At 65.8% G+C, this 23017-nt stretch carries 18 protein-coding genes and 2 pseudogenes; 7 read left to right on the plus strand and 13 right to left on the minus strand.

The features are described from left to right. Positions 1-38: 38 nt before the first annotated feature. From tldD to SE91_RS33155, 3 genes are all read left to right on the plus strand, one after another. Entirely contained in the window at positions 39-1466 is a 1428-nt protein-coding gene (gene tldD / locus SE91_RS33145; protein ID WP_008541242.1) for a metalloprotease TldD, read from the plus strand. Next, the gene (gene lepB / locus SE91_RS33150) at positions 1463-2242 is read left to right on the plus strand and encodes a signal peptidase I (RefSeq protein WP_060737281.1); all 780 of its coding nucleotides are present in this window, start codon (positions 1463-1465) and stop codon (positions 2240-2242) included. The genes tldD and lepB overlap by 4 nt, the downstream gene beginning before the upstream one ends. 84 nt (positions 2243-2326) lie before the next feature. Then, complete coding sequence (locus SE91_RS33155; protein ID WP_061850635.1) at positions 2327-2893, plus strand: nucleotidyltransferase family protein; 567 nt, start codon at positions 2327-2329, stop codon at positions 2891-2893. A gap of 122 nt (positions 2894-3015) precedes the next feature. On the opposite strand, the gene SE91_RS33160 is transcribed toward SE91_RS33155, so the two are convergent. From SE91_RS33160 to SE91_RS33170, 3 genes are all read right to left on the minus strand, one after another. Beyond that, a complete protein-coding gene (locus tag SE91_RS33160) occupies positions 3016-3591 on the minus strand; it encodes a PAN domain-containing protein (protein ID WP_061850636.1) in 576 nt (191 codons plus the stop codon). Positions 3592-3702: 111 nt separating this feature from the next. Beyond that, positions 3703-5073 carry a glutamate--cysteine ligase gene (locus SE91_RS33165; protein ID WP_061850637.1) on the minus strand — a complete coding sequence of 457 codons (1371 nt, stop codon included), beginning with the start codon at positions 5071-5073 and terminating at the stop codon, positions 3703-3705. Between the two features lie 97 nt (positions 5074-5170). After that, positions 5171-5668, minus strand: a complete 498-nt coding sequence (locus tag SE91_RS33170; RefSeq protein ID WP_008541225.1) for a MarR family winged helix-turn-helix transcriptional regulator — start codon at positions 5666-5668, stop codon at positions 5171-5173. A 126-nt stretch (positions 5669-5794) separates the two neighbouring features. Between SE91_RS33170 and SE91_RS37945 the strand changes: the two are divergent. Beyond that, a pseudogene (locus SE91_RS37945) lies at positions 5795-6068 on the plus strand (glutathione S-transferase family protein); the annotation flags it as partial. A gap of 51 nt (positions 6069-6119) precedes the next feature. Here SE91_RS37945 and SE91_RS33175 read toward each other — a convergent pair. From SE91_RS33175 to SE91_RS33190, 4 genes are all read right to left on the minus strand, one after another. Beyond that, the gene (locus SE91_RS33175) at positions 6120-8333 is read right to left on the minus strand and encodes an FAD-dependent oxidoreductase (protein ID WP_061850638.1); all 2214 of its coding nucleotides are present in this window, start codon (positions 8331-8333) and stop codon (positions 6120-6122) included. An 18-nt stretch (positions 8334-8351) separates the two neighbouring features. Continuing rightward, complete coding sequence (locus SE91_RS33180) at positions 8352-9560, minus strand: acetyl-CoA C-acetyltransferase (RefSeq protein WP_061850639.1); 1209 nt, start codon at positions 9558-9560, stop codon at positions 8352-8354. Positions 9561-9632: 72 nt separating this feature from the next. Continuing rightward, on the minus strand, positions 9633-11423 hold the full coding sequence (locus SE91_RS33185; RefSeq protein WP_061850640.1) for an acyl-CoA dehydrogenase C-terminal domain-containing protein: 1791 nt from the start codon (positions 11421-11423) through the stop codon (positions 9633-9635). Between the two features lie 39 nt (positions 11424-11462). Next, on the minus strand, positions 11463-11846 hold the full coding sequence (locus tag SE91_RS33190; protein ID WP_061850641.1) for a nuclear transport factor 2 family protein: 384 nt from the start codon (positions 11844-11846) through the stop codon (positions 11463-11465). A 196-nt stretch (positions 11847-12042) separates the two neighbouring features. Between SE91_RS33190 and SE91_RS33195 the strand changes: the two genes are divergently transcribed. After that, positions 12043-12633, plus strand: coding sequence for a PadR family transcriptional regulator (locus SE91_RS33195; RefSeq protein ID WP_061850642.1), 591 nt, complete (start codon positions 12043-12045; stop codon positions 12631-12633). A 43-nt stretch (positions 12634-12676) separates the two neighbouring features. On the opposite strand, the gene SE91_RS33200 is transcribed toward SE91_RS33195, so the two are convergent. Genes SE91_RS33200 through SE91_RS33225 form a run of 6 tightly spaced genes read right to left on the minus strand, consistent with a single transcriptional unit; the run spans position 12677 to position 19864 of the window. Continuing rightward, entirely contained in the window at positions 12677-14116 is a 1440-nt protein-coding gene (locus tag SE91_RS33200) for an NAD-dependent succinate-semialdehyde dehydrogenase (RefSeq protein ID WP_061850643.1), read from the minus strand. Between the two features lie 58 nt (positions 14117-14174). Then, the gene (locus SE91_RS33205) at positions 14175-15383 is read right to left on the minus strand and encodes an ABC transporter substrate-binding protein (protein WP_061850644.1); all 1209 of its coding nucleotides are present in this window, start codon (positions 15381-15383) and stop codon (positions 14175-14177) included. Positions 15384-15413: 30 nt separating this feature from the next. Continuing rightward, positions 15414-16256: an alpha/beta fold hydrolase gene (locus tag SE91_RS33210; RefSeq protein WP_008541189.1), complete on the minus strand. Its 843-nt coding sequence runs from the start codon at positions 16254-16256 to the stop codon at positions 15414-15416. Then, the gene (locus SE91_RS33215; protein ID WP_008541187.1) at positions 16253-16621 is read right to left on the minus strand and encodes a hypothetical protein; all 369 of its coding nucleotides are present in this window, start codon (positions 16619-16621) and stop codon (positions 16253-16255) included. Before SE91_RS33215 ends, SE91_RS33210 begins: the two co-directional genes overlap by 4 nt. Next, entirely contained in the window at positions 16618-18714 is a 2097-nt protein-coding gene (locus SE91_RS33220; protein WP_061851442.1) for an acetate--CoA ligase family protein, read from the minus strand. The genes SE91_RS33215 and SE91_RS33220 overlap by 4 nt, the downstream gene beginning before the upstream one ends. Beyond that, entirely contained in the window at positions 18704-19864 is a 1161-nt protein-coding gene (locus SE91_RS33225; protein WP_061850645.1) for an acyl-CoA dehydrogenase family protein, read from the minus strand. Before SE91_RS33225 ends, SE91_RS33220 begins: the two co-directional genes overlap by 11 nt. A gap of 101 nt (positions 19865-19965) precedes the next feature. Here SE91_RS33225 and gcvA point away from each other — a divergent pair, with 101 nt between their 5' ends. Continuing rightward, positions 19966-20862 carry a transcriptional regulator GcvA gene (gcvA, locus tag SE91_RS33230; RefSeq protein ID WP_061850646.1) on the plus strand — a complete coding sequence of 299 codons (897 nt, stop codon included), beginning with the start codon at positions 19966-19968 and terminating at the stop codon, positions 20860-20862. A gap of 196 nt (positions 20863-21058) precedes the next feature. Next, a pseudogene (locus SE91_RS37950) lies at positions 21059-23017 on the plus strand (hypothetical protein); the annotation flags it as partial.

Genomic DNA, 23017 nt, shown 5'->3' on the forward strand with positions numbered 1-23017 from the left:
ATTATCTTGCCCCACATCCCCCGCTAATGGACGGACGCATGACCAACCCTGCCACGACCTCCCTGCTCGACCGTGCCAATCTCGACCGCGACCAGGTTCGCAACGAGGTCGCGCGCGGCCTCGCTGGTGCCGACGACGGCGAATTGTTCCTGGAGTACAGCCAGACCGAAGCGCTGATGTTCGACAATGGGCGGCTGAAGCAGGCGACCTACGACACCTCGCAGGGCTTTGGGCTTCGCGCCGTCAAGGACGACGCCGTCGGCTATGCGCATTCTTCCGACGTCTCGCTGCCGGCGCTGATTCGCGCCGCCGATGCCGTCGCGGCCGTTCGCGGCGGCTATTCCGGCAGCTTTGCCGCCCCGCCAGCGCATACCAACGTCCGCCTCTATGGCGACGATAATCCGCTGGATGCGCCGGGCTTCGAGACCAAGGTCAAGCTGCTCGCCGAGATCGACGCATATTTGCGTGACAAGGATCCGCGCGTGCGGCAGGTCAGCGTCAGCTTGGGCGCGACCTGGCAGGTGGTCGAGATCCTGCGGCCGGACGGCGAGAGCTATCGCGACATCCGCCCGCTTGTGCGCGTCAATATTTCGGTCGTCGCCGGCCAAGGCGACCGCCAGGAGAGCGGCAGCAAGGGCTATGGCGGCCGCGCCGGCTATGCCGAATTCATCGAGAGCAAGAACTGGCGCGACGCTGCCGACGGCGCGCTGCGCGAGGCCCTGGTCAATCTGGAATCGATTCCGGCTCCGGCCGGCGAAATGGACGTCGTGTTAGGGGCCGGCTGGCCCGGCGTGATGCTGCATGAAGCGGTTGGCCACGGCCTCGAAGGCGATTTCAATCGCAAGAAGACCTCTGCCTTCGCCGGCCTGATGGGCCAGCAGGTCGCGGCCAAGGGCGTCACCGTCGTCGACGACGGCACCATCGCCTCGCGCCGCGGCTCGCTGTCGATCGACGACGAGGGTACCCCTACCAACCGGACCGTGCTGATCGAGGACGGCATCCTGGTCGGCTACATGCAGGACCGCCAGAACGCGCGCCTGATGAACATGAAGCCGACCGGCAACGGCCGTCGCCAGGGCTACGCCCACGTGCCGATGCCGCGCATGACCAACACCTACATGCTCGCGGGCGACCGCGATCCTGCCGAGATTCTCGCCTCGGTGAAGAACGGCGTGTTCGCCGCGAATTTCGGCGGCGGCCAGGTCGACATCACTTCGGGCAAATACGTGTTCCAGTGCACCGAGGCCTACAAGATCGAGAACGGCAAGATCGGCGCGCCGCTCAAGGGCGCCATGCTGATCGGCAACGGGCCGACCGACCTGCACCGCATCCGCATGATCGGCAACGACCTCGCGCTCGACACCGGCATCGGCACCTGCGGCAAGAACGGCCAGGGCGTGCCTGTCGGCGTCGGCCAGCCGTCGCTTCTGATGGAGCGCATCACGGTGGGCGGGACGGGCGCATGAGCGTGGAAGAAAAGGTCACTGTCACCCCCAAACGAAAGAGCAGCGGCTGGGGCGGTCAGTTGGTGCAGCTCGCCGGCATCGTCGCCGCCGTGTTCATCGCCAAGGGCGCACTCGCCGAGCCGTTCTACGTGCCGTCGGGCTCGATGGAGCCGACGCTGCTGATCGGCGATGCGCTGCTCGCCTCGAAATTCCCCTATGGCTACGGCACGTCGTCGCTGCCGATCCAGATCAACCTGCCTGAGACCGGCCGCGTGTTCGCGGAGACGCCAAAGCTCGGCGACGTCGTCGTGTTCCGTTGGCCCGGCGATCGCTCGCAAGCCTGGGTCAAGCGCGTCGTCGGCCTGCCTGGCGACCGCATCCAGATGCGGCAGGGCCAGCTCTTCATCAACGACCGTCCCGCCGAGCTGAAGCCGGATGGCGTTGGCGCTGCCGAAGACGACAATGGCGGCACCGAACCGGCCTATCGCTATGTCGAGACGCTGCCGAACGGCGTCTCGCACCTGATTTTCAAGATGCGCGACAACGGCCCGCTCGACAACACGCCGGAAATGACGGTGCCGCCAGGCCACCTCTTCGTGCTCGGCGACAACAGGGACAATTCCGCCGACAGCCGCGTGCCGCTGCGCTCCGGCGGCGTCGGCCTGTTGCCGATCGACAATCTGGTCGGCCGTGCGGATGCCGTGCTCGGCTCCTGGGATCTCGGCATGCGCAGTCAGCCGGTGTGGACCTGGCTCTCCGGCTTCAGGCTCGCGCGGTTCTTCACCGCCGTGCATTGAATGAAGCGTCGACCGTGTCCTGGCGTAGTGTGATGGTGGGCACGGCGCGCGAAGAGCGCGCCTTTGCCTACCCTACGATTTCCGATGACACGCGACGAATTCCTCGCTCTCGCCCTGCAAAATCCCGTCAACGCCGCGATCATCGATGAGCTGCGCCGGCTGGCGCTGCCGGATGCGTGGCTGGTCGCAGGTTGCCTGGTGCAGTCGGTGTGGAACGCGCTCACGGGACGCCCGATCGATTACGGCATCGCCGATTACGACGTGTTCTATTTCGATGCCGACACGTCGTGGGGGGCGGAGGACGCGGTGATCCGCACCCTGCATGCGCGGCTCGCGCACCTCGGCGTCAAGGTCGAGATCCGCAACCAGGCTCGCGTGCATCTGTGGTACCCCGACAAGCACGGTCTTCCCTATCCGCCGTTGACGCGCTCGACCGACGGTATCGACCGCTTCCTCACGGAGAATACACAGCTGGGCATCCGACCTGCCGACAATGATTTCGAGGTCTATGCGCCGCACGGACTCGACGACGTCGCGAAACTGATCGTGCGGCCCAATCGGGCGCTGAACTTTTCCGCCGCGAATTACGCGGCGAAGGCTGCGCGATGGAAGGCGCTGTGGCCGGAAATCACGGTGATTGCGGCGGAGTGAGAGGTCGTTGGGTGGGCAAAGCGAAGCGTGCCCACCACTTCTCGTGGCGACTGCGGAGGGATGGTGGGCACGGCGCTTTGCGCCTTTGCCCACCCTACGCCACCTGCGTCCGGGGCATAGACCTATCTCACCACGCCCGACGTAAACCCCGCCTTCCGCCGCGGCGGCTTGATTTCCTTCTTCAGGAAGCAGCGCGCCTCCCGCCCGGTATAGCCGGGCCGGGCATAGGTGAAGGCGCGGCATTTGTTGTCGGCAGTGCAGGCGGCCTTGCAGGCGTCCTCGCCGTCACCGCTCTTGAGCTCGAAATTGCGCAGATCTCCGCCCGGGCGATCGATCGACGTTTCCACGCCCTCGACGCGCGGCTCGATCACGCCGGCACCGCGCACGCCGGAGATGCAGCAACTGCCGGGAACGCGTGCCGGCACCGTGTTCTTGAGCCAGCAGACGGCCGAGCCGCCTTCCACATCCGGATAGTTGAAGCTCCAGGAGCGGCAGCGGCGGTCGCGCTCGCACAGCAGCGCGCAATCCTCGGGATCGCCTGAGGTGACCGGCGTGCTGAAATAATCGCCACCCGGGCGGTCGAACGCCGTCTGAGCCCGCGCCGGCACGCTCGCGACCGCGAGCGACAGCAGCGCGGCGCATGCCGCGACGCTTGCCAGGACCTTTGCGATGACACCGCGCAGGCGGCCCTTCCCCATCGGAACAGCTTTCGAGTTATTGACGACGCTCAGATTTTTTCAGCCGATCATTTGATCGCCGCAAACCTGTACGGCCGATGAACGGCTCAAATCCCCGTCGTTGGCCCTGATCTAGAAAGCGTATTCCGCGTAGGCTGGTTCCACCGAGCCCTTCCAGGGACCATTAAACTTGTCGAGCATCTCCTCGGCCGGGGTTCGGCCGGAATCGATGATGCGATCGAGCGGCTCCAGATGCCGGGTCTCATCGCGGCCGAGCTGGTCGATCCGGCCACGCCGGCGCAGGCCGGCATGCGACAGAACGAGGCACTCTTTGGCGATCTCGAAGAGATAGCGATCCTTGATCCGCGACTTGAAGCCGAAGCGCGGCACGTCGTCGCGCAGGGCTTGGCGCTCATGCGCGGTCCAGTGCTTCACGATCTCCCAGGCGGCATCGAGCGAGGCATCGTCATAGAGCAGCCCGACCCAGAACGCCGACAACGCCGGCAACCGGCCCCACGGGCCGCCGTCGGAGCCACGCATCTCGAGATAGCGCTTGAGCCGGACCTCCGGGAAGATCGTCGAGAGGTGGTTGGCCCAGTCCGACAGCGTCGGACGCTCACCGGGAAGATTGTTGTTGCGGCCGTCGAAGAAGGCGCGGAACGAGGAGCCCGATACGTCGATATAGTGCTCGCCGCGCTTGACGAAATACATGGGCACGTCGAGCGCGTAGTCGACATAGCGCTCGAACCCCATGCCGTCCTCGAACGCCCAGGGCATCATGCCCGCACGGGCATTGTCGGTGTCGCGCCATATCTCGGAGCGGAAGGAGAGGAAGCCGTTCGGCTTGCCCTCTGTGAACGGCGAATTGGCGAACAAGGCGGTCGCGACCGGCTGGAGCGCGAGCGAGACGCGCAGCTTCTTGACCATGTCGGCTTCGGAGGAGAAGTCGAGATTGGTCTGCACCGTGCAGGTCCGGTACATCATGTCGAGGCCGTATTGACCGACCTTCGGCATGTAATTGGTCATGATCTTATAGCGGCCCTTGGGCATCACCGGGATGTCCGCACGCGACCAGGATGGCGTCATGCCGAGCCCGAGGAAGCCGATGCCGAGCGGGGTTGCGATCTCGCGCACCTGCGCCAGATGCGCCATCAGTTCGCTCTGGGTCTGGTGCACGTTCTCGACCGGGGCGCCGGAAAGCTCGAACTGTCCGCCGGGCTCGAGCGAGATGGCACCGCCGCCGGTGACGTCGTAGAGGCCGATGATGTTGCCCTGCTCCATGATCGGCTCCCACCCGAGCAGGAGCTTCATGCCCTCGAGCAGCGCGCCGATGCCGCGCGCGCCCTCGTACGGCACGGGACGGTGCCCCTCGAGCGTGAACGGCGTCTTCTCGTGCTCGGTGCCCATCCGCCATTCGGAGGGCGGCTTGCAGCCGGCCTCGAACCACGCGACGAGCTCGTCGCGCGATTGCAGTGGAGTCATGTCGATCTGGTCTCGCGCCATATCAAACTCTAATCAAAAGCGCTTCGACCGAACGCGCGCGGGTGACGGGGAGGGTCCGCGAACCCACCGGGCGCGCGGACGTGCTGGCTTGCCGCGATCATCGCGACGGTGTGCTTTCGTTGACGTTGGCGACGGGCGGCAATTTCATCTCGCCGCACGAGCAGCCCAGGCGATCGAGCAGCGTGCTGAGCTTGACGGCGTCGGCATCCGACAGCTTCGAACCGACATATTTCTCGATTGCCGCCGAATAGGCCCCCCACATCCGCTTCTGCAACTCGCGGCCGGCTTCGGTGATCTCGACGAACTGGCCGCGCTTGTCGATCTTGCATTCGCGCCGCGAGGCGAGGCCTTCGTCGACCAGGCGGTCGATCAGCCGCGAGGTCGAGTATTGCGGAATCAGCATCTGGCGTTCGAGCTCCACCGGCCGCAGCTCGCCGGAAGGGGCGCGGGACAGTTCAAGCAGCGCGTCGTACCAGGCCAGCGGCGGGAACCCCGCCTTCTTCAGGTCCTGCTCGACGCAATCGAGCACGCGGCTCTGCACCCGCATCAGACGGATCCAGGCCGAAGTCGCCTCGGTCGATGGTTTGCGTTTCATGGTCCCGCTCAAGCTCGTCGCACGCTCTTTACCCCACTCGATGCACCTGCATCAATCTTGCTATTCAATGCAGGTGCATGTAGTCGTTCTTTCGTCTCGACCAAGCCGTCACGAGAAGGAAATTCCATGAAACTGGATTATTCGCCCGGCGCCCTGCCCCTGCTCCCCACATCGCGCCCCTGGAAGCGGGCCTGCCCTATGAGCTGATCAAGGTGGACTCGGGCCAGGAAGCTCGAAAACGGAGAGGATTAGTTGAAGCTGGACTCAGGGTCAGGTCCCTGCGCTGGGCCTCGACAGCGGCGGGATCGTGACCGAAGGCCCGGTGATTGTCCAGATGATCGCCGATCAGGCATCAGCCAAGGCGCTGAGCCCATGGCACCGTTCGGCGCGGGCAAATAAAAAGGCCGGATCGAGATCCGGCCTTTCGTTGCTGCGGAGCCTCGATGCTTCGTCAGGCTGCCGCCTTCTTCGGCGCGAAGCGGCCGTAGAAGGTCTCGCCCTTCGCGGCCATCTCCTCCAGCAGCTTCGGCGGGGTGAAGCGCGAGCCGTACTTCGCTTCCAGCTTGTGGCAGAGCTCGACGAACTTCTTGGTGCCCATGAAGTCGATGTAGGACAGCGTGCCACCGGTGAACGGCGCAAAGCCGAAGCCGAGGATCGAGCCGACATCCGCCTCGCGCGGATCGGTGATGACGTGATCCTCCACGGTACGCGCGGCTTCCACCGCCTGCACCACCAGGAAGCGCTGCTTCAGCTCCTCGATGTCGAGCGTATCGGGGTCGAGCTGCTTCGGCTGCAAGGCCGAGAGGCCCGGCCACAGGCTCTTCTGGCCCTTGCCCTTCTCGGGATAGTCGTAGAAGCCCTTGCTGTTCTTGCGCCCCAGGCGGCCCTGCTTCTCGACCATCTCCACCATCAGCTTCTTCTGATCGGGGTTGATGGCGTTGGGGCCGAGATCGGCTTCGGTCGCCTTCATGATCTTGAGGCCAAGGTCGAGCGCGACTTCGTCCGAGAGCGAGAGGGGGCCCACCGGCATGCCGGCCATCTTGGCGCAGTTTTCGATCATCGCCGGCGGCACGCCTTCCAGGAACATCTCGTTGCCTTCGGCGACGTAGCGGCCGACGCAGCGGTTGGCGAAGAAGCCGCGGGAGTCGTTGACCACGATCGGCGTCTTGCCGATCTGGCGGACGTAATCGAGCGCCGTCGCGAGCGCGACGTCGCCGGTGTTCTTGCCGAGGATGATCTCGACCAGCATCATCTTCTCGACCGGCGAGAAGAAGTGGATGCCGACGAACTTGCCCTGGTCCCTGAAGCTCTCGGCCAGCGAGGTGATCGGCAGCGTCGAGGTGTTGGACGCGAAGATCACGTCGGGCTTGAGGTATTCCTGCGCCTTGGCGAATGTCTCGGCCTTGACCTTGCGGTCCTCGAACACGGCCTCGATGACGAGGTCGACGTCCCTCAGCGCAGCGTAGTCCGCGGTCGGCGTGATGCGCGCGAGCAGCGCTTCGGCATCACCCGGCTTGGCGCGGCCCTTCTTGATCTGCTCCTCGATCACCTTCTGCGCATGCGCCTTGCCCTTGTCGGCGCTCTCCTGGTCGCGATCGATCAGGACGACGTCGAGGCCGGCGCGGGCCGAGACGTAGCCGACGCTCGCGCCCATGAAGCCGGCGCCGATCACGGCGATCTTCTTCACCTTGGTGGCGGGCACGTCCTTCGGACGGCGCGCGCCCTTGTTCAGCTCCTGCATCGACAGGAACAGGCTGCGGATCATCGCGGCCGCTTCCTTCGAGCGCAGCACCGAGGTGAAGTAGCGCGACTCGACGCGCAGCGCCGCGTCGATCGGCAGCTGCAGCCCCTCATAGACGCAGCTCATGATCGCACGCGCGGCCGGGTAGTTGTCATAGGTCTCGCGGCGATAGATCGCGTTGCCGGCCGGGAACATCATCATGCCGGCCTTGGAGAACACCGGGCCGCCGGGCAGCTTGAAGCCCTTCTCGTCCCAGGGCGCGACGGCCTTGCCGCCGCCCTTGATCCAGTCCTTCGCGGCCTTGATGAGGTCGGCGGCGGGAACGATGGCGTGGATCAGGTTCAGCGCCTTGGCCTTGTCGACCGTAACCGGATCGCCCTTGAGCAGGATCGTCATGGCGTCCTGCGGCGGCACCAGGCGCGGCACGCGCTGCGTGCCGCCGGCGCCGGGGAACAGGCCGACCTTGACCTCGGGCAGCCCGAGGCGGGTCTTGGGATTCTCCGCCGCGACGCGATAGTGGCAGCACAGCGTGATCTCGAAACCACCGCCGAGCGCGAGGCCGTTGATCGCCGCCGCCCACGGCTTTCCGGAGGTTTCGATCGAGCGCAGCACCTGCGAGAAGCGCCGGCTCTGGTCGAACAGCATCTGGTTCGCTGCAGTCTCGCCCTGCTCCTTGAGAACCTTCGCGTAAGCCTGGTTCATGCCTTCGAGCATGGAGAGGTCGGCGCCGGCGCAGAACGCTTCTTTCGCCGAGGTGATGACGACGCCCTTCACCGCGGCGTCGGCGGTGGTCGCCTTGACGATCGCATCGAGCTCGCTAGTCGAGGTCTCGTCGAGCACGTTCATCGAGCGGCCCGGGATGTCCCAGGTGACGAGCGCAATGCCGTCGGAATCGGTCTCAACCCTAAAGTTCTTGTACGACATGTTGGTTGCTCCCTACCCTTACACGCGCTCGATGATGGTCGCGGTGCCCATGCCGCCGCCGATGCACAGCGTGACCAGGGCGGTGGATTTATTGGTGCGCTCGAGCTCGTCGAGCACGGTGCCGAGGATCATCGCGCCGGTCGCCCCGAGCGGATGGCCGAGCGCGATGGCGCCGCCATTGACGTTGATCTTGGCGTTGTCGATGTCGAAGGCCTGGATGTAGCGCAGCACCACCGAGGCGAAGGCCTCGTTGAGCTCGAACAGGTCGATGTCCGACTTCTTCATGCCCGAGCGCGCGAACAGCTTCTCGGTGACGTCGACCGGACCGGTCAGCATCATCGCCGGCTCCGAGCCGACATTGGCGAAGGCGCGGATCTTTGCGCGCGGCTTCAGACCATACTTGCTACCCGCTTCCTTGCTGCCGAGCAGCACGGCGCCGGCACCGTCGACGATGCCGGAGGAATTGCCGGCGTGATGCACGTAGTTGACGCGCTCGATCTCGGGATGCGACTGCACCGCAACGCCGTCGAAGCCGCCCATCTGCGCCATCATCGTGAACGACGGCTGCAGCTGCGCCAGCGACTGCATCGTCGTCGAGGGCCGCATATGCTCGTCCTTGGCGAGGATGGTGAGGCCGTTGATGTCCTTGACCGGCACCACCGACTTGTTGAAGCGGCCCTCGTCCCAGGCCTTGCCGGCGCGCTGCTGGCTCTGCACCGCATAGGCGTCGACATCGTCGCGGGAGAAGCCGTATTTGGTGGCGATCAGATCGGCCGACACGCCCTGCGGCATGAAATAGGCCGGCACCGCCATCGAGGGGTCCATCGGCCAGGCGCCGCCGGAGGCGCCGATGCCGACGCGGCTCATCGATTCGGCACCGCCGCCGATCACGAGCTCATGCTGGCCGCTCATCACCTGCGCGGCAGCGAAGTTCACGGCATCGAGGCCGGAGGCGCAGAAGCGGCTGATCTGCACGCCGGGCACGGCTTCGCCGAGACCGGCCTTCAGCGCGGCAAAGCGCGCGATGTCGGAACCGGCTTCGCCGACCGGATCGACCACGCCGAGTACGACGTCATCGACCGAATCCTCGGGAAGGTTGTTGCGGTCCTTCAGCGCCTTCAACGGCACGGTGGCGAGCGCGAGCGCGGTCACTTCGTGCAGCGCGCCGTCGGCCTTGCCGCGGCCACGCGGGGTTCGGACGTGGTCGTAGATATAGGCATCTGCCATGGGGAGCCTCCTGATTGCAGTTATCTTGGTGACGACCGCTGCGCGGTCGCGATCATTCGTGGGGCGAAAGAGTCAGAACGCTTCCGCCGGCAATTCCATGATGGTGGCGCAGCCGGCCTGGATGCGCGCGAGATTGGCCGCGGTCTCCGGCAGCATCCGCTCCATGAAGAAGCGGCCGGTGACGAGCTTGGTCGAGAGATAGGGCGTCGCCCCGCTCTCGGCAATCTTGGCATTCGTCACCTTGGCCATCTTCGCCCACATGTAGCCGAGCGCGACGAAGCCGAAGAGATGCAGGTAGTCGGTTGCGGCCGCGCCCGCATTGTCGGGCTTGGCCATCGCGTTCTGCATCAGCCAGGTCGTGGCCTGCTGCAGGTGACCCAGCGAGGTCGAGAGCGGCGTGATGAAGGGCTTGAGCGCCTCGTCGCCGCCGTTCTCCTTGGCGAAGGCCATGACCTCGCCGAAGAAGGCCATGATGGCGCGGCCGCCGTCGCGCGGCAGCTTGCGGCCGACGAGGTCGAGCGCCTGGATGCCGTTGGCGCCTTCATAGATCATCGCGATGCGCGCATCGCGCACGAACTGCTCCATGCCCTGCTCGGCGATGTAGCCGTGGCCGCCATACATCTGCTGCGCCTGCACCGCGTTGGCGAAGCCGTAGTCGGTGAGGAAGCCCTTCAGCACCGGCGTCATCAGGCCCATATGATCGTCCGCAGCCTGGCGGTCCTTCGGATCCTCGGAGCGGTGCGCGACGTCGCTCTTCAGCGCGGTCCACATCACGAAGGCGCGCGCGGCCTCGTTGAAGGCGCGGATCGAGAGCAGCGTGCGGCGCACGTCGGGATGGACGATGATCGGATCGGCCGGCTTGTCCGGCGCCTTGGCACCCGTCAACGCACGGCCCTGGATGCGCTCGCGGGCATAGGCGACCGCGTTCTGATAGGCGACCTCCGACTGCGCAAGGCCCTGCACGGCGACGCCGAGCCTCGCCTCGTTCATCATCACGAACATGCCCTGCATGCCCTTGTTCTCTTCGCCGATCAGCCAGCCGGTGGCGTTGTCGTAATTCATCACGCAGGTGGAATTGCCGTGGATGCCCATCTTGTGCTCGATCGAGCCGCAGACGACGCCGTTGCGGGCACCGACTGAGCCATCCGGATTCACAAGGAACTTGGGCACCACGAACAGCGAGACGCCCTTGATGCCGGCGGGCGCGCCCTCGATGCGGGCGAGCACGAGGTGGATGATGTTGGAGGCCAAGTCATGCTCACCGGCGGAGATGAAGATCTTGGTGCCCGTGATCTTGAAGCTGCCGTCGGCCTGACGCACCGCCTTGGTGCGGAGCATGCCGAGATCGGTGCCGCAATGCGGCTCGGTCAGGTTCATGGTGCCGGTCCATTCGCCCGCCACCATCTTTGGCACGTAGGTCTGCTTCTGCTCGGGCGTGCCGTGCACGAGAAGCGCCGCGGTCGCGCCCATGGTGAGGCCGCCATACATCGAGAACGCCATGTTGGCGGAGATCTGGAATTCATTGACGGCCTGGGAGAGCGTCACCGGCAGTCCCTGGCCGCCGAACTCGGTCGGCGCCGAGAGGCCGAGCCAGCCGCCCTCGGCGACCTGCTTGAAGGCGTCCTTGAAACCCTTCGGCGTGGTGACGCTGCCGTCGTCGGCGCGCTTGCAGCCTTCGAGATCGCCGACGCGGTTGAGCGGCTGCAGCACCTCTTCGGCGAGCTTGGCAGCCTCGCCGAGGATCGCCTCGCGCACGTCGCTCGAGGCATCGGAGAAGCCGGCCAGATTGTCGTAGCGATCGATCTGGAAGACGTCGTTGAGCAGGAAGTTCACGTCTTCGACGGGGGCTTTATAGATCGGCATGGGGGTCTCCCGGCGTGGCCTGGTGGGACGATGTTGGGCTTATGATTGTGCGGCAAGCTGCTCCGCCATCAGGCGGTGCAGCATGTTGATCGCCTTGAGCGGACGCACCATCACCTTGAAATGGGTGATGCGGCCCTCGGCATCGAAGCTGATGATGTCGACACCGTTGATCTCGATGCCGTCGATGACATTCTTGAATTCGAGCACGGCACCATTATCGCTGCGCCATTCACCGACATAGGTGAAGCCGGGGCCGCCGAGCACCTTCTCGGCGCTGGAGAGATATTTGAAGGTGATGTCGCGGCCCCGCTGCGGTGAATGCACCACAGGGCTTTCGAACACCGCATCGGGGTGCAGGAGGTCCCAGAGCGCGGCGCGGTCGTGAGACTTCATGTAGGCGTACCAGGAATCGAGGCCGGTCATTCTCAGATGCCTCCCTAAGGCCAAGGGCAAAGTGCGAAAACAACCCCATGCACAGTAGCGATGTAATTGATTTCGCTTGTTTCTTTCAGTCGGGCCTTGGGCCCGCCTGCACGCCGCCTCATATGCACATTGACGCATATGCGCCGATGCGCATAAAGTCAAGCAACTTGGTCAAGCCTAAGAAGGGAGGCCGGTCATGGCACTGGGTGACGCAATCCTCGCATGCCTGACGGAACGTCCGATGACGGGCTACGAGCTCGCCAAGACGTTCGATTCCTCGATCGGCTTCTTCTGGAAGGCCGACCATCAGCAGATCTACCGCGAGCTCTCCAAGCTGCGCGACCGCGGCTTCATCCAGGGCCGCGAGGTCGTGCAGACAGGCAAGCCCAACAAGCTGGTTTATACGCTCACTCCGGAGGGGCGAACAGCGCTGCGGCACTGGGCCGCGCGACCAAGCACGCCAGCCTCGACCAAGGACGACCTCCTGGTCCGCCTCCACGCGCTCGACAGCATCGACATCGAGCCGCTGCGCACCGACCTGATGGCCCGCCTGGAGCACCACCGCGACCGCCACGCCAATTACGAGCGCATCCTGAAGAAGCGTTTTCCGGACGGCACGGCGGAAGGCCGGCTCGATCTCGGCAATCTGCTGCTGCTTCGTTTGGGGGCCCGGCACGAGCAGATGGTGGCGGATTTCTGCGAGGAGGCCCTGGCGGCGCTCTCGGCGATGAGCGGCAAGGCCACGGTGGTGCCGCTGGAGGAAAGCAAGCGGGAGGGAAAAGCCTGAGCGTCTCTGCGGATCGGCGGCCGTCGCCGCGCGCTCGGCCTCGTCAGGCCGCCAGCTGGCTGACGTATTTGAGGGTCTGGAACTCCTGGAGGCCCTCGATGCCGCCTTCGCTGCCGATGCCGCTGTCCTTGTAGCCGCCAAACGGAGTTTCCGGCAACGACGCCTGCCAATGATTGACGATCACGCTGCCGCTCTGGATCGCCTCGGATGCGGCGGCGGCGTTGCGCATGTCGTGCGTCATCACATAGGCGGCGAGCCCGAAAGGCAGGCGATTGGCAAGCTGCAGCGCCTCGTCCAGGGTACGGAACGGAGCCGTCGCCGCCAGCGGGCCGAACGGCTCGACGTTGGAGGCGAGGCACTCCTGGTCGACATGGGAGAGCACGGTGGGGCGGTAAAAATATCCGGTCTCTCCGCAGCGCCGGCCGCCCGCCGCGACGCGGATCTGGCGCGCCCGCGCGTCGTCCACGAAACGCTCCATGCTCTCCACGCGCCGCGCATGGGCTAGCGGTCCCATCTGGGTCGATGCATCGAATCCATCTCCGACCACGATGGCCTCGGCGAGTTCGGCCAGTCTGGCCGCGAAGCGGTCGTGGATCGATTCATGCACGAAGAAGCGCGTCGGCGAGGTGCAGACCTGGCCGGCATTGCGGAACTTGGCGGTGACCGCCGACAGCGCGGCAGCTTCGGGATCGACGTCGTCGAAGATCAGCACGGGCGCGTGGCCGCCGAGCTCCAGCGTCATCCGCTTCAGGCCCTGCACGGCGAACGCCCCGAGCTGTCGGCCGATCTCGGTCGATCCGGTGAAGGTGAGTCCGCGGATGACGGGCGAACGCAGCAGCGTCTGCGAGATCAGCGCGGGGTCGCCGAACACGACGTTGAGCACACCGGCCGGAAGTCCGGCGTCGTTGACCGCAGCGGCAATGGCAAGGGCCGTCGCCGGTGTTTCCTCCGCCGGCTTGATCACGACGGCACAGCCCGCTGCGAGGGCGCTGGAGATTTTGCGTGCCGGCGTGATGGCCGGCGCATTCCAGGGCGAAAAGGCCGCGATCGGACCGAGCGGCTCACGGATCGCGACCTGCTGGATGGCACGATGGCGCGAGGGAATGACTCGGCCATAGGCGCGGCGTCCCTCCTCTGCATTCCACACGAAGAGCGCGGCCGCGGTCTCGACCTCGGTGCGGGCTTCGGCGATCGGCTTGCCGAGCTCCAGCGTGATCAGGCTTGCGATCTGCTCGCGCCGCTCGGTGATCAGCGCCGCGGCGCGCTGCAGGATGCCGCCCCGGTCGCCGGGCGACATCCGGCGCCATTGCTCATGCCCCCGCGCGAGCGATGCGAGCGCCTCCTCCAGATCCTCTGCGCCGGCACATGGCAGCTGCCCGATGACCTGCCCTGTTGCAGGATTGCGCACCGGAACGGTGGCGCGCCCGGCGGCGTCTCGCCACTGGCCATCGATGAAGAGTGCGAGCGCAGGATAGTCGATCATGTGGCCCTCCGGGCAGGACGGACCGCAGCATGGCTGCGATCCGACTGCGGTTCGCGTGCTACTTGGCGACCAGCGGGCAATTGCCGTCCTTGAGTGGACGGAACGCCTGGTCGCCCGGGACCGTGGCGAGGATCTTGTAATAGTCCCAGGGATATTTCGATTCCGAGGGATCCTTGACCTGCAGCAGATACATGTCGCGGATCACCCGCCCATCCTCGCGGATCGAAGCGTTGGTGGTGTAGACGTCGTTGATCGGCAGCTTCTTCATCTCTGCGACCAGAGCCGCACCCGACTCGCTCTTCTTCGCATCGATTGCCTTCAGGTAATGCGTGACCGCGCCATACACCGCGATCTGCAGGCTGCCGGGCGCCTTGCCCTTGAAGCGCTCCATGAAGCGCCTGCTCCAGGCACGGGTCTTGTCATTGGCATCCCAATAGAAGCTGTCGGCGAAGATGAGCCCCTTGGCGTTGGCGAGACCGAGACCGTGAATGTCGGGCAGATTGACCAGCAGCGCCGCGATGCTCTGCCCGCCGGCGGTGAGGCCGAACTCGTTCGCCTGCTTCAGCGAATTCATCATGTCGGCGCCGGCATTGGCGAGTCCGACCACCTGCGACTTCGAAGCCTGGGCCTGCAACAGGAAAGACGAGAAGTCCGGCGTGTTGAGCGGCGCCCGCGCCGCACCCAGCACCGTGCCGCCATTGGCGAGCACCACCTTGGAGGCTTCCGCCTCGAGCGCCTGTCCGAAGCTGTAATCGGCGGTCAGGAAGAACCAGCTCTTCAGGCCCTTCTTGACCAGCGGCGCGGTCGCGACATTCGCCAGCGCGTAATTGTCGTAGGCCCAGTGCACGCCGTTCGGCGAACAGGCCTTGCCGGTGAGGTCGGGCGTTCCGGGGCCGGTGGCGAGGAAGACCTTGTCCTTTTCGCGGGTCAGTTGCTGCACGGCCAGCGCGACGCCCGACGAGACTACCTCGGTGATCGCATCGACGCCTTCAGTGTCGTACCAGCGCCGCGCGATGCCGAGACCGACATCGGCCTTGTTCTGATGGTCGGCCGAGACGATCTCAACCGGCATGCCGCCGGCCTTGCCGCCGAAATCCTCAACCGCCATCTGCGCCGCCAGCACCGATCCCGCGCCGACATTGTCGGCATAGGGACCGGACATGTCGGTGAGCACGCCGATCTTCACGGTGCCCTTGGCGATCTCCGCTTGCGCGGGTCCCCATACGGACAGCGCTGCCAGAGCCGCAACCAAAGCTTTCGTCCTCACGAATATCCTCCCTTGCTTTTCTTGAACCGTTCAGTCGATGGCCTGCAGAACGGGCAGCAGATATCCGAGGAACTTCTCGGGATCTTCGCTCATCGGGAAGTGGCCGAGGCCCTTCATGATGGTCACGTGGCTGCCCTTGATGCTGTTGGCGACAGCGAGCGTTTCCTGTGGGGTGCACGAATAGTCGTACTCGCCCGACAGCAGGAACAGCGGACAACGCGACGTATCGATCTGCGCGACGCGATCTCGGATGTCGCCGTCGAGCTTGTAGAAATACAGGTCGCCCTTGAAGACGCCGGGACCGCCCTGCATGTAGTGCCACAGCGTTTCCCAGCGATCGGCATCGGGCGCTTCGGGGCCGACGAGGCCGGAGACAATCGCCGCGCAGACCTCGCCGCCATGCACGTCCGGACGGTGCAGGAAGTTGAGGTCGTAATAAGGATCGACATGAGCGCCGGCCTGCAGGCCGATGATGGCGCGGAAGCGTTCGGGATGGTCGAGCGCCAGATGCAGCACGATGCGTCCGCCGATCGAGCAGCCCATCACGACCGGCCTGTCGAGTTCGAGCGCTTCGGCGACGCTCAGGATCATTCCGGTGTATTGGGCCGAGGTCAGCTGGTATTCCTCGTCGTGCCAGCCGGCCGGCGGCGACGATTTGCCGTGCCAGGGCATGTCGAAAGCGATGACGCGAAATTTCGACGTTACGCGCGGATCGTTCATCAGCGCGCGATATTGGCGGCCGTCGGCGCCCGCGGTATGCAGGCACAGCAGCGGAATGCCCTGGCCGGCCTCTTCGACATACAGACGGTGGCTGCGGCCGAACAGATCGAGCTGGAGATAACGGCCGATCGTGGCTTCGAAACGCGGGCTCATGCTGCGACTCCCGTTGCACGCAGTTTGACCAGCGCTTCCTTGAAGTAGCGGAGGTTGGCCATGAAGATCTGCAGATTGCCTTCGGCCTTGAGGGTGCGCCGCTTGATCAGCGCCATGAGGTCGTGCGACCCGGGTTGCGGCTTCGCGCTCCAGAACTTCGTCCATTCCTCCTCGGAGGCGCGCAGCGCGAACGACCATGACGGCATCACGAAGGGGCCGCGGGTCACTGCGACGATCTTGCCGTCGGCGATCGTGATCAGCCAGGCCGCAGCTCCGATCTCGAGCAGGAACGTCGTCGACAGGAAGCGACCGCGCCGCACCAGATTCACGTCCGCGTTGACCCTGTCCTTGAGGTCTTCGATCATGTGTCCTCCCTTCGGGCGAGCGCGACCAGGGCGTCGACGGCGATGACGCCCTCGCCCACCGGCCCGACGATCAGCGGATTGATCTCCGCATCGACCACCTGAACGCTCTCCTCGATTGCCAGTTGCGACAGGGCCACGATGGCCCGTGCCAGCGCTTCCATATCGCCATGCGGCCTGTTGCGATATCCCCGGAAGATGCGGCTGATGGCGAGTTCGGCGATCATGCTGCGGGCGGTGTCGAGATCGACCGGGGCGAGGCGGATGCTGCGATCGCGATATATCTCGGTGTAGATGCCGCCAGCGGCGAGCAGCACCAGCGGCCCGGCATCGGGATCGACGCGATAGCCAAGCAGAAACTCGCCGAGGCCTGCCGTCATCGGCTGCACGATCACATGCGATGCCGCGTGGCCCTTGCCCATGGCATTCCCGACAATGCGGCGCATCGCGGAGCTGAGCTCGGCGTCGCTGCGCACGTTCAGCACCACGCCGCCGATCTCGGTCTTGTGCGCGATTGTCGCCGACAGGATCTTCACGGCCACCGGATAGGCGAAGGGAAGATCGAAGGGGCCTTCGGCATCGATCGCGACGGCAACGGCGGGCGCATGGGAGATGCCGAGCTTCGCCAGCAGCGCATAGGCTTCGATTTCGTCGAGCTGCTGCGCCGATCCAGCCGCGCTCGGCCGCGGGGATGGAGCGAGTGCCGTGGCCGGCCGGCGCCGCAAGGCTGCGCTCATCGCGTCCGCACAGGATTCCGGGGTGCGGAATGCGGGCACCCCGGCCGCGGCCAGCATGTTCAACGCCTCGGGCGCTTCCGGAACCAGGAAGGCGGCCAGCGGCTTGGCATGCCCGCCGCTGTCGATGACGGGCTTGACGGCGAGCTCCGGCTGAAAGCGTGCGGACGAGCCGATCACCGCGATGACGGCATCGAACTCCGGGGCGCCCAGCAGAGTGTCGAGCGCCGCCTTCATCACGTCGTAGCGGGTGCCGGCCAGCGTCAGGTCGGTGATTCGGTCGTGCCCCGCCTTGACGCCGGCAGCGCCGAGACGCGCGTAGGTTTGGTCGCTCGGGGCGACCACATCGATGCCGCGCAGGGCCAGTTCGTCGACCACCATGGCGGCACCGCCGCCGGTGGTGGTTACGATGCCGACGCGGGGAGCGCCGGCACCCTCCCGACGCGCCGGCACACGCGCGACCAACGGCAGCGCTTCAAGCAGCGTTTCAAAGTTGAAGATGCGGGCGATGCCGCAATCGGCGAGGAAGGCGGCCGCGACGTCGTCCTCGCCGGCCAGCGCCCCGGTGTGCGTCAGCGCCAGTTCGGCGGCGGCTGCGGAACGGCCGAGCTTGTAGGCGACGACCGGCTTGCCACGGTCGGCAGCACCGCGCGCGAAGGCGCGCAGATCGTCGGCGTGGCGGATGCTTTCGAGGAACAGCATGTAGCCGGTGATGGTGGGATCGTCGAGCGTCGCCGCGCAAATCTCGCCGAGGCTGAGATCAATCTCGTTGCCGACCGAGACGAGACCCGCGAAACCGAGATGGCGCGCCTTGCCGCGCGAGACCAGGCCGCCGAGCAAACTGCCGCTGTGCGAGGCGACGAAAATACCGCCGCGCGGCAGGTCCGGCTCGGCGAATGCGGCGTTGGCAGTGACGATGGCCCTGCTGTGCAGATTGATGGCGCCGAGGCTCGACGGGCCCAGGATGCGCAATCCGTTCGCTCGCAGCGCCTTCAGCCGAGCGAGCAGCTTGCGGCCCGCTTCGTCCGCCTCCGAATAGCCGGACGCCAGGATGGTGGCCACGGAGAGGCCGAGCCGCGCGCATTCTTCGGCGGCGTCCACGGCATCTTCTGTCGGCGTCAGGATGAAGGCATGGTCGGGAACGACGGGCAGACTTGCGAGCGAAGGCCACGCCGGTTCGCCGAGCACGGTCTTGCGACCCGGATTGATCGGATAGATCGCGCCCTCATAGCCGGCGCGCCGCAGATATTGCAGCGGGCGCGACGACGTCTTCGACGCATCGTCGGAGGCGCCGACCAGCGCGATGCTGCGCGGTGCGAACAGCGCCTGGGCCAGCGAGGGTCTGGTCGTCTCAGTTGCCACGTCCGACCTGCGCACGCTGATCGAACCGGCGGTCGAACACCGATTCCGCGATCCGGTTCTTGAGGATTTCCGTGGAGCCGCCGGCGATCATCCAGCCGCGCGTCCGGCGCATGCAATATTCCGCGAGCGATTCCTGGCTGTAGCCGAGGCCGCCCATGATCTGCACCGCCTCGTTGGCCACCTCGAAACCGGCCTGGTTGCAGGCCAGCTTGGCGATCGCGGTCTGGTACGGCGATGGCAGTTCGTCACGGACATTGGCGGCGCGATACAGCAGCATCTGCGCGGATTCGAGCTTCAGCGCCATGTCCGCGAACTTCCATTGCAGGCCCTGGAATTCGCAGAGATGACGGCCGAACTGCTTGCGCACGGCGGCGTGATCGCGCGCCAGATTGAAGGCGTAGCGGCCGAGCGCGAGCGAACGGGCGGAATTGCCGAGGCGCTCGACGTTGAAGCCAGCGATCTGCTTCTTGAAGCCACCAATTCCGAGCAGAACGTTCCGCTTCGGGACCCGGCAGTTCTCGAAATAAAGCTGGCTCCACTCTTCGCCGCTCATGAAGGCGGTCGGCTTTCCGATCGTGAAGCCGGGCGTGCCGCGCTCGACGATCACGGAGCCGATGCCGGAGACCCCGGGCGCGAAGCGGACATAGACGAGGTAGATCGCCGCATCGGGACTGTGCGTACCGAACACCTTGCTACCGTTGATGACGTAATCGTCACCGTCCTCGCTCGCCAAGGTCTTGAGTTCGGTGACCGCGGAGCCGGCTTCCGGCTCGCTCATGCCGAGACTGATGCAGATGTTGCCGGCGAGCAGATCGGGCAGCCAGCGCTGCTTCTGTTCCGGCGTCGCGTATTCCACGAAGGTGCGGATCGGCCCGAAATTGCCGGCCTGCACGACATCAGCGCTGCGCGGGCATACCGACGCGACCTGCTCGATCGCGATGACCGAATCCAAGAGCGTACCGCCCTGCCCGCCATCCTCCGGATCGAACGAGATGCCCATCAGGCCCTGCTTGCCCAGCATCTGCGCGACCTCGCGCGGAAAGCGCGGATCGTGTGCGCGCGCCAGCGAGCCCTCCCTCAGGTTGGCTTCGGCAAAGCGGCGCACCGAATTGGCGAACGCCTGCTGCTCTTCATTCAGTTCAAAATCCATGGGGCCATCACATCGCTGGAGCGACGCCGTCTTCCCAGCGGGGGCTTTGACAAACAACTGCGTAAAAGTTATGTCGCGATTACATTTTGTAATGACCCGACATGATACCTCCGCTTAATCCCCTGCACGCCTTCGACGTGGCGGCGCGACATCTGAGCTTCACGCGCGCGGCGCGGGAACTACGCGTCACCCAGCCAGCCGTAAGCCGCCAGGTCACGATCCTCGAAGCCTTTCTCGGCGTTCGGCTGTTCGAAAGGGACAAGACAGGACTGCGGCTGACCTCGGAGGGTGACGAGTTCCACCGCCAGATCGCGCCGGCGTTCCGCATCATTGCCCAGGCCACCACGGGCCTCACCGCGACCGGCAAGGCCCAGCCACTGAAGATCAGGGTCTACACGACCTTTGCCGCGAAATGGCTGATCCCGCGGCTGCCGTCGTTCTATGTCAGCTACCCCAATATCCGGTTGGACATTAGCAATGTGGTGGCGCCGGTGGACTTCGAGAACGACAAGGTCGACCTCGCCGTCCAGTTCGGTTCGGGCGAATGGCCCGGCGCCGAGACCGAATTGCTGTTCCGTGACGTCATCCAGCCGGTCTGCAGCCCGAAGCTCCTGAAACGGGCGCGGCTTGCCGAACTCGACGACCTCCGCAAGATCCAGCTGCTCCACTCCCATTATCGCCGCTCGGACTGGCCGGACTGGCTCATGGCAGTGAAACGGCCGGACCTGCTGACCGATCGCAGCGTGAGTTTCCAGAGCTCCGTGCTGACCTACCAGGCAGCCGCCGAAGGCGTCGGCGTCGCCATGGGCCAGCTCTTCCTGCTCCGGAACGAGATCGAGGACGGGACGCTCGTCCCGCTGTTCAACGCGCCGCTGGAACGCGCCTCCGCTCATTACCTTGCCTGGCCGAAGAGCCGACCGATGACCCGCAAGGCGCGTAGCTTCGTGATCTGGCTGAAGGCCCAGATCGCCCACGACGTGAATCGCGGACGGGCCTGAGCCAAGCTCGGGTCGGTTCCCCCGCCCAACTTTAAGACACCCGCGCCGCATTCCTTAACCCGTTATTTACCGTAACAGGAAAAAGTCGGTTTTCGAGGCAGACGACCCGCGCCAAATTCGGTTGTGTTTGCAACCGGGACGCGAGGGAAGGCTGGAGGCGCCGGGTGGGGCGCCGGAGTCGGAACCGGACAGAGTCATGAATTCGCGCGTATCGTGGAGTGTTGACGGCATCGATCCATCCGTTCGGGAGCGGGCCGAGGCTGCTGCGCGTCGCGCCGGAATGTCGCTCAACGATTGGCTGAACTCCACCCTCGGCGACACCGCCCCGCCGAACTTCCGCGGACCTCACGAGCAGCGTCCGCACCACACGCCGCAAGCACCGAGCCAGGAAAGCCGCGAAGTCGCGGACATTCATCAGCGGCTCGACGCGATCACCCAGCAGATCGAACGCATCTCGAAGCCCGCGCAGCGCCAGGATTCTTCGCGACAAGACGCAGCGCGCCAGGACGTCTCGCGCGAGCAGGGCGTCGCGCGTCAGCTGAACGATGCGATCTCGCGGCTCGATGCACGGCTGTCGCAAATCTCCAAGCCGCAGCAATCCCACCAGCAACCGCATCAGGCCGCGCGGCCGGCCCCTGCCCCATCGCCGGTCGAGACACGCCAGCGCCAAGCCGATGCGGTCGAGCGGGCTGCGGCCCAGGTCTATCGCAACTCGCCTCCTTTGAGCCCCGCATCCTTCGACGTCGCGGTCGCCGAGATCACCGCGCGGCAGAGCGAACTTGACGGCTTTGCGCCCAGGCAGATGCCACCGCGCGCCGCGCCGCCGATTGCGCCCGCGCCAGCTCCCTTCGCGCCGCCGATGGCGCCACCTGCGCCCGCCTACGCGCCGCCGCCCGCGCAGCAACCGGGACCGGATTTCTCGTCGCTCGAGCGCCATCTGCTCAAGATCACGAGCCAGATCGAATCGCTGCAGCGGCCGGACAATACCGAGCAGGCGATCGCCGCCTTCCGCAGCGAGCTGGCCGAGATCCGCGCCGCCATCACCGAGGCGATGCCGCGGCGCGCGATCGAATCGATCGAGAACGAGATCCGCTCGCTGCATCGTCGCATCGAGGAGACCCGCTCCAACGGCACCGACGGCCAGGTTCTCTCCGGCATCGAACGCGCGCTGTCCGACATCAAGCAGGTGCTGCGCACGCTGACGCCGGCCGAGCAGCTCACCGGCTATGACGAGGCGATCCGCAATCTCGGCGCCAAGCTCGACCTGATCCTGCGCGCCAATGACGATCCCTCGACGGTGCAGCAGCTCGAAGGCGCGATCTCCGCGCTGCGCGCCATCGTCTCCAACGTCGCCTCCAACGAAGCGCTCGCGCGTCTGTCCGAAGACGTGCAGCTGCTGTCGTCCAAGGTGGACCAGATCACCCGCGCGTCCGGCCACAGCGACAGCTTCGCGGTGCTGGAGCAGCGCATCGCGGCGCTCACCGCCGCGCTGGAAACGCGCGAGCGGCCGCAGCCGGCCGAGAGCACCGAGCATCTGGAAGCCGCGATCCGCGCGCTGTCGGACCGCTTCGACCGCATGCAGGTCGGCAACGACTCGGCCTCGACCTTCACGCATCTCGAGCAGCGCGTCTCCTATCTGCTGGAACGGATCGAAGCTGCCTCCGATCCCCGCAACGGCAATCTCAGCCGGGTCGAGGACGGGCTGCACGACATCCTCAGGCACCTGGAACGGCAGCAGGCGACCTATTCCGCGCTGGCCGAGAGCCGCAGCTCGGCGCCGCCCGATTCCGGCATGGTCGATCTCGTCAAGCGCGAGCTCTCCGACATCCGCTTCAGCCAGGCCGAGACCAATCGCAGCACCCAGGACTCGCTCGACGCGGTCCATAGCGCGCTCGGCCATGTCGTCGATCGCCTCTCGATGATCGAAGGCGATCTGCGTGCGGTGCGCAGCGCGCCGCTGGCCCCTGCTCCGATGCCGATGCCAATGGCTGCTCCGATGGAGCCGGCGCCGATGGCGCGCGAGCCGCGGCCGCAGGCACAGCCGCAGCCGCCGAAATACGATCCGAAGCCCGAGCTGCCCAATCCCGCCGCCGCGCAGGCGGCGCAGGCCGCCTTCGTCGCAGCGCCGCGCGACTTCCACGCCGTCACCCCGCCG

The organism is Bradyrhizobium sp. DOA1 (genome assembly GCF_001593325.1).
In the GTDB taxonomy this organism is placed as follows: Bacteria; Pseudomonadota; Alphaproteobacteria; order Rhizobiales; family Xanthobacteraceae; genus Bradyrhizobium.

What these genes read in the sequence shown, in the direction of transcription:
- tldD (WP_008541242.1), top strand. Translation starts at nt 39, where the DNA reads ATGACCAACCCTGCCACGACCTCCCTGCTCGACCGTGCCAATCTCGAC.
- lepB (WP_060737281.1), top strand. Translation starts at nt 1,463, where the DNA reads ATGAGCGTGGAAGAAAAGGTCACTGTCACCCCCAAACGAAAGAGCAGC.
- SE91_RS33155 (WP_061850635.1), top strand. Translation starts at nt 2,327, where the DNA reads ATGACACGCGACGAATTCCTCGCTCTCGCCCTGCAAAATCCCGTCAAC.
- SE91_RS33160 (WP_061850636.1), bottom strand. Translation starts at nt 3,591, where the DNA reads ATGGGGAAGGGCCGCCTGCGCGGTGTCATCGCAAAGGTCCTGGCAAGC.
- SE91_RS33165 (WP_061850637.1), bottom strand. Translation starts at nt 5,073, where the DNA reads ATGGCGCGAGACCAGATCGACATGACTCCACTGCAATCGCGCGACGAG.
- SE91_RS33170 (WP_008541225.1), bottom strand. Translation starts at nt 5,668, where the DNA reads ATGAAACGCAAACCATCGACCGAGGCGACTTCGGCCTGGATCCGTCTG.
- SE91_RS33175 (WP_061850638.1), bottom strand. Translation starts at nt 8,333, where the DNA reads ATGTCGTACAAGAACTTTAGGGTTGAGACCGATTCCGACGGCATTGCG.
- SE91_RS33180 (WP_061850639.1), bottom strand. Translation starts at nt 9,560, where the DNA reads ATGGCAGATGCCTATATCTACGACCACGTCCGAACCCCGCGTGGCCGC.
- SE91_RS33185 (WP_061850640.1), bottom strand. Translation starts at nt 11,423, where the DNA reads ATGCCGATCTATAAAGCCCCCGTCGAAGACGTGAACTTCCTGCTCAAC.
- SE91_RS33190 (WP_061850641.1), bottom strand. Translation starts at nt 11,846, where the DNA reads ATGACCGGCCTCGATTCCTGGTACGCCTACATGAAGTCTCACGACCGC.
- SE91_RS33195 (WP_061850642.1), top strand. Translation starts at nt 12,043, where the DNA reads ATGGCACTGGGTGACGCAATCCTCGCATGCCTGACGGAACGTCCGATG.
- SE91_RS33200 (WP_061850643.1), bottom strand. Translation starts at nt 14,116, where the DNA reads ATGATCGACTATCCTGCGCTCGCACTCTTCATCGATGGCCAGTGGCGA.
- SE91_RS33210 (WP_008541189.1), bottom strand. Translation starts at nt 16,256, where the DNA reads ATGAGCCCGCGTTTCGAAGCCACGATCGGCCGTTATCTCCAGCTCGAT.
- SE91_RS33215 (WP_008541187.1), bottom strand. Translation starts at nt 16,621, where the DNA reads ATGATCGAAGACCTCAAGGACAGGGTCAACGCGGACGTGAATCTGGTG.
- SE91_RS33225 (WP_061850645.1), bottom strand. Translation starts at nt 19,864, where the DNA reads ATGGATTTTGAACTGAATGAAGAGCAGCAGGCGTTCGCCAATTCGGTG.
- gcvA (WP_061850646.1), top strand. Translation starts at nt 19,966, where the DNA reads ATGATACCTCCGCTTAATCCCCTGCACGCCTTCGACGTGGCGGCGCGA.